6 protein-coding genes and 1 pseudogene are annotated in these 5,277 nt (G+C 67.0%); 3 read left to right on the forward strand and 4 right to left on the reverse strand.

Annotated features, from left to right (window positions below):
- Positions 1-429 precede the first annotated feature (429 nt).
- Positions 430-1,401, reverse strand: a complete 972-nt coding sequence (locus ACWD3E_RS43100; protein WP_451392914.1) for an SDR family NAD(P)-dependent oxidoreductase — start codon at positions 1,399-1,401, stop codon at positions 430-432.
- A gap of 55 nt (positions 1,402-1,456) precedes the next feature.
- Between ACWD3E_RS43100 and ACWD3E_RS43105 the strand changes: the two genes are divergently transcribed.
- A complete protein-coding gene (locus ACWD3E_RS43105) occupies positions 1,457-1,879 on the forward strand; it encodes a MerR family transcriptional regulator (protein ID WP_451392915.1) in 423 nt (140 codons plus the stop codon).
- Positions 1,880-1,894: 15 nt separating this feature from the next.
- Here the strand turns inward: ACWD3E_RS43105 and ACWD3E_RS43110 are convergent.
- Both ACWD3E_RS43110 and ACWD3E_RS43115 read right to left on the reverse strand, forming a co-directional pair.
- Positions 1,895-2,017, reverse strand: a pseudogene (locus tag ACWD3E_RS43110) (IS5/IS1182 family transposase); the annotation flags it as partial.
- 234 nt (positions 2,018-2,251) lie between these two features.
- A complete protein-coding gene (locus ACWD3E_RS43115; RefSeq protein ID WP_451392916.1) occupies positions 2,252-2,728 on the reverse strand; it encodes a hypothetical protein in 477 nt (158 codons plus the stop codon).
- 515 nt (positions 2,729-3,243) lie between these two features.
- Here ACWD3E_RS43115 and ACWD3E_RS43120 point away from each other — a divergent pair.
- Together ACWD3E_RS43120 and ACWD3E_RS43125 are read left to right on the forward strand one after the other, a co-directional pair.
- On the forward strand, positions 3,244-3,684 hold the full coding sequence (locus ACWD3E_RS43120) for a hypothetical protein (RefSeq protein WP_451392917.1): 441 nt from the start codon (positions 3,244-3,246) through the stop codon (positions 3,682-3,684).
- A gap of 17 nt (positions 3,685-3,701) precedes the next feature.
- Positions 3,702-4,118, forward strand: a complete 417-nt coding sequence (locus tag ACWD3E_RS43125; protein WP_451392918.1) for an ArsR/SmtB family transcription factor — start codon at positions 3,702-3,704, stop codon at positions 4,116-4,118.
- 302 nt (positions 4,119-4,420) lie between these two features.
- On the opposite strand, the gene ACWD3E_RS43130 is transcribed toward ACWD3E_RS43125, so the two are convergent.
- Positions 4,421-4,744 carry a DUF7677 family protein gene (locus ACWD3E_RS43130; RefSeq protein WP_451392919.1) on the reverse strand — a complete coding sequence of 108 codons (324 nt, stop codon included), beginning with the start codon at positions 4,742-4,744 and terminating at the stop codon, positions 4,421-4,423.
- Positions 4,745-5,277 lie beyond the last annotated feature (533 nt).

A 5,277-nucleotide genomic window follows, 5' to 3' on the forward strand; every position in this document is an offset into this window, starting at 1 on the left:
CCAGATGTTCGGGCGGGCAGGCTTCCAACTTCTTCGCAAACGCGTCCTATTGGCGTAACGGAGAGTGGCCGCGTCACAGAAGTTGAGCCAGAGCCATTTCTCATGAACATCGAACACGCCGCCGTCCACACACTGCTCGGTGAGGTGCACATCTGCTGTCGCAACTCGTGAACAGAGCCACGAGCCGGAGTCGAAGGCCCTGCCGCACGCCTGACGGGCGGAAGCCCCAAGGACTTGACGGGATCAGCCCCATACGGGCTGACCCCGTCGGCATGATGATCGGCATGGATGGTGAAGTGCTTTCCGGCCCTCCCCCGGTCCGTCTACGCCTATGCGTGCCCGCTGCTCTCGCCTGCCGGATTCCGAAGGCTTCCCGTCCCGCGCCGAGTGCCGCAGCGGCGCGTAGCCCGGCGCATGCAGAGCGCGGCCTCATCGCATGATCGGCGTGGCGCCGGTCGCCGCGACGGACAGTTCCCACAGCCGTGCGGCTGCGTCGAGGTCGATGGCGTAGGCGCGGACGCCGCCGTCGTCCATGGGCGCGTCGGGGGCGGAGACGCGCGCGACGTCGCAGTCCTCGAGGTAGAGCCCGCCGCGGCCGTCGAGGAGCGGGGAGGTGGCGGCCCACAAGCCGGTGGAGGCGCCTTGGGAGGGCGTCTTGAAGTCGGCGCCGATCACGGTGCCGTGCTCGTCCACCCAGCCACGTTCGATCTGTTCCTGGAGAGTCATCTCTCGCTGGAGGCCGGTGATGATCTTGCCCGGGTGGAGAGCGAACGTCCGGACGCCGTCGTTGCGCCCGAGGGCGTCGAGCTGCACGGCGAAGAGGGCGTTGGCGGTCTTGGCCTGGCCGTAGGCCAGCCACTTGTCGTAGCCGGTGCGAAAGTGCGGGTCGTGCCAGCGGATGTCGGTCAAGCTGTGCCCGGCGGAGCTGTTGACGACGACGCGCGCACCGCTGGCGGCGGCCAGGAGCGGGTAGAGCTCGCAGGCGAGGGTGACGTGTCCGAAGTGGTTGACGGCGAGCTGGCCTTCCCAGCCGGGCCCGACGCGTCGCTCAGGGGTGGCCATGACGCCGGCGAGGGCCATGAGGAGGTCGAGCCTGTCGATGGAGTCATTGATCTGTGCGGTGGCGGCGCGCACGCTGTCGAGGTCCGCCAGGTCCATGGGGATGACGTCGCAGCCGTCCACATCTGCGAGAGCGGCGCGGGCTAGGCCGGGCCGGCGTGCCGGAACGATGACACGGGCCCCGGCGGCCACCAGGCCTCGGGTGGTTTCCAGACCGAGTCCGGAGTAGCCCCCGGTCACGATGGCGGTTGCGCCGGAGAGGTCGAGCCCGGCGATGACGTCCTCGGCGGTACTGGTGCCGGAGAAGGGCGAGCCGAGCGGCTGCTGATCAGTGAAGGTCATGTCGACGACGCTAGAAACTAGAGCGAGGTCTAGATCAAGTCCTAGGCTGGGCGGCATGGCGACTGTCGAAACCCGTTCGGAGCCACTGAGCATCGGCGAGGTGGCCGAGCGGACCGGACTCAGCGTGCATGCACTGCGCTTCTACGAGCGCGAGGGCCTGCTGGTCGGACCGGTCCAGCGCACCGCGGGCGGGCGGCGGCGGTACACCACCGCCGATGTCGACTGGCTGCTGATCTGCGTCAAACTCCGCGAGTCCGGCATGCCGCTGGCCGACCTCAAACGGTTCGCCGAGCTGGTACGGCATGGCCCGGGCAACGAGGCAGAACGGCTGGAGCTCCTCGACACACATCAGCAGCGCGTCGAGGCACAGATCCAGGCGCTGGAGGAGTGTCGCTCAGTTATCGCCTGGAAGGTCGGCGTCTACGCCGAACACCTTGCCCGCGGCAAGGCCGGCGGGCTCTGGGACCCGACGGTCTGAGACAAGGAGCTGTTTTCATCCTCGCTCTGGGCTGGTCAGATGGAGGGTGAGGACGGCCTGGACGAGGCTGCTGATGCGGGTGGTCGAGCATCGCAGTTTACGGAGGAGCCGCCAGGCTTTGAGGGCGGCGACTGATCGGCGGCGTCATTGTGGACCAGACCTCCCCATCTACAGTCATGACGCTGGGCGGGCTCACCGCCACGCTCATGGTGCTGGCCGCCTGGGCCCACTTCGCTCGCCGCCTCACCTGGCTGAGCAACACCTGAACTCCGCAGGACCCGGATCCGCCAGCTTGACTCGGTTGACTTCATACGCGCTCACAACCCACCGTGCTCCTGAACAGGCCCAGCAGGAAGACCTAACGGAGTCCTATTAGTAAAGGATCCGCGGGCTCTGCACATTCATGTAGTACTGCAGCCCGGAACCGAAATCCGCCCAGAAACCGACCTGCACTACCACCGGACCCCCGGTCTTGGGGATGTTTACCGAGGCTCGGTTGAAGTAATGGTTCCCGGATCCACCTGGGACCCAACTGCCGGTCCACTGGTCGGCACAGCCGTAGTCGGCCAGCCACCTGCCGGTGTCGGCATCCACGAGCTGCGCGCAGGGATCAGACGGGAAGGCGTTGTTGACTCCGATCCCCGCAATGATCGAGGAGGGGTCATTCGCGTTGTAGGCGATGCAGGCGTCTATGTTGGCGCCGCCCCAGTTTGCCCACGAGTGGTTCGGCGTGTTGTCGGACCGGCACGCGTAGCCAGCTTCCTGCGCGGAGGCGGAGGGGGCCACGGACACGATGCCTGCCAGGGCGGCACCGAGCGCGGTCGACGTGGCGAGAATTCGCTTGAGCATGAGGTCTCCTCTATTCGCGGACATGCCCCGAAAGCTTCGGAGGCATCGGTCGTACTGGCTTGTCCGGCTTGTCCTCCGCAGGTCGTGACGCGCTCGCCAGGCACTGCCATCCCCTGTGTCACGGCGGTTCGAAGCGCGCTGGCCACGAACCTGTGCCAGGGAACCGAAGAACCAATCAACTCTGCGGCCACGCTGCAGTCCCGAGTGGAGGCCAAGGGTGTCGTCGACGATGACCCCCTCCTCCGGCTTCCGCCGGAGGTGACCCGGGGTCACGTTGGCCTTCGGCGCCGTGCCGGAGGTGTCTTCGTCGGGACCAACAATCGTCTCTCGGCACTTCGGCGGCTAGGCTTTTGCGCGAGGATGCAAAGGATCCACGACCAGCACGCCCAGGGACCGCGCCTAGGGATGCCACGTTGATACAGATCCGTCTGACGACCGACGACCTCGATCGGATGCAGGTTGCTGACGCACCCGACTTCGGATATGAACTTGCCTTGAGCGGCAGGAACTTGGCCATGCGACCCCCAGGCCGTCACCTCTCGGCGTGGCGCCTCGAAGTCGCCCGCAACTGGAACCCGCATCACAGCCGACTGTTCGACCTCTACACAGACCTCTACCTGCCGGCGTTTTTCGACGAGGCCGCCCAACCCGCACCGACACCGATCGATCCCGCGTCCCCACCCGCCGTCGCCCACCTGCGGGACCTGGCCCGATCCAGCGCCCTGACACCCTTCACACGTGGACTTGCCGAGGGCCACCCACGGGTGGCCACCGCTCTGGACCAGATACTCGCGAGCCTCCGGGCCACCGCTCTGGACCCCTACCGCCGGCGCATCTCCTTCCTCGTCTCCACCGCAGCCGCAAGGGCACTGACCATGCCGCCCTCGGCGGCCCCGACGGCCTGCTGCGCTCGATCCACCCATCCGTCAGCTGGGACGGTCGCCAACTGCGCCTGAACACCCTCGTCGAGTCCGTGGAATCCCTCGAAGGACGGCCCCTGATCTTCCAGCCCTCCGCGCTGGCCACCGGGATCACCTTCAACCCGCTCGCCGATGAGGTGATCGTCAGCTATCCCACGGCCGCGACCCCCCTCACACGAGACCCCGAACTCCACGCGCCGCCCCAGGCCCTGCAGTCCCTGCTGGGCACGACCAGGGCAGCAGCACTGGTCGCCGTGGTCAGAACACCAGCCCTTACCACAGGCCAGCTCGCGGCAACCCTCGGCGTGTCCCCCGCAGCCGCATCGCGGCACGCCTCTGTCCTTCGTGATGCCGGGCTGGTCGCCACCACCCGCAACGGCCAAACGGTCCATCACCACCCGACCCGACTCGGCCTGGAACTCGCCCACGGATCAGTCGCCGACGACCACCCAGAGCGGGAAAGCGGGTGAGCCGGTAGTGGTGCAGCTCGTGCGACGTCCCCGTCGCTTGTGCGCCTTGTAGCCGCGGATCCCGTACCGCTGCAGCCGCTGGGCCTACATCAACCGACGCCTCGATCGCGGCTTGCCGCCCTTTCCCCGGCCAGCCGCAGACATCCCTCCGGGCCTCCAATCGAACAGCTGTGTCGTCTGCGAGACGCCACGCAAGAAGGAGCAGCTCGCTGCAACCGCCTGACCGGTCAAACTTCGGTGTCAGAGGACACTGTGCGTGGCGGGCCCGAGCCGGGCGCGGCTACGACGCCTTGGAGTCGGCGTCAGGGACCGTGAAGCTCGGTCTCCCACGCTTCGAACGGAGGCTCCACCTGGTAGTCGGGGTCGCAGCGTTTGCGGATCCACTGAGCAGCGCGGTACTGGGCGTCGCCGTCGTTGAGCGTGTCCCCGTGATCATCGACTTCGAGAACGTTGGCGAAGATCGCAAAAACCATCTCGAGGTCTGAGCCGTATTCGAGCAAGTGGGTGCGATAGTCGGTTCCGTCCAGCAGATCGACATGCAATGTGCCATTGCCCAGGTAGAACGCGAAGAGCCGAAGAGCAGCCCGTACATCTGTCGGAAGGTGTGTCACGAGATCATCTTCCATGAACCGGTGAAGCGTTCAGTCGCCCTGTGGTGGGCTGATCAGTCCAACTTCGATGACAGAAGATCCAACTTCACTGTCAGGGGACACGCGGGGCGGGGAGCAGCGGCAGCGGACAACCGGGCAACAGCCCGGCGTTGCGGGACCTGGGCGCGACCTCAGCAGCAGGCTGAAACGTTGCAGTGGCCCGGGTCCGCGACGGGCGCCAGGCGCTGCCGCGCCGCGGCAGGCGATGACGTGCCTCGGTACCTGCCGGGTTGCCGGCCTGGTGCGGGCAACTGCGCCGAATGCGCTGCAGGTCCTCGAGGGTCACTTCCTCCTGTTGCAGGCAGTCCTCGCCACCCTCCACCCAGGCCAGGATCCGCGGATCGGGCCGTTGCCCGCGGGGAGGCCTCCGCGGCGCGGCGGTGAACCCGAAGCGGGCACGCCCTCTTACCTGCTTACCGGTAGTTCGTTAAATCCGGCGGTAGAGGTTAATGCCGTGTCCGTTGTTGACCGCGTCGATCAGGGCCCGGAGTTCGGGGGGTGGGTCCGTG

This window comes from Streptomyces sp. NPDC002676 (genome assembly GCF_053592455.1).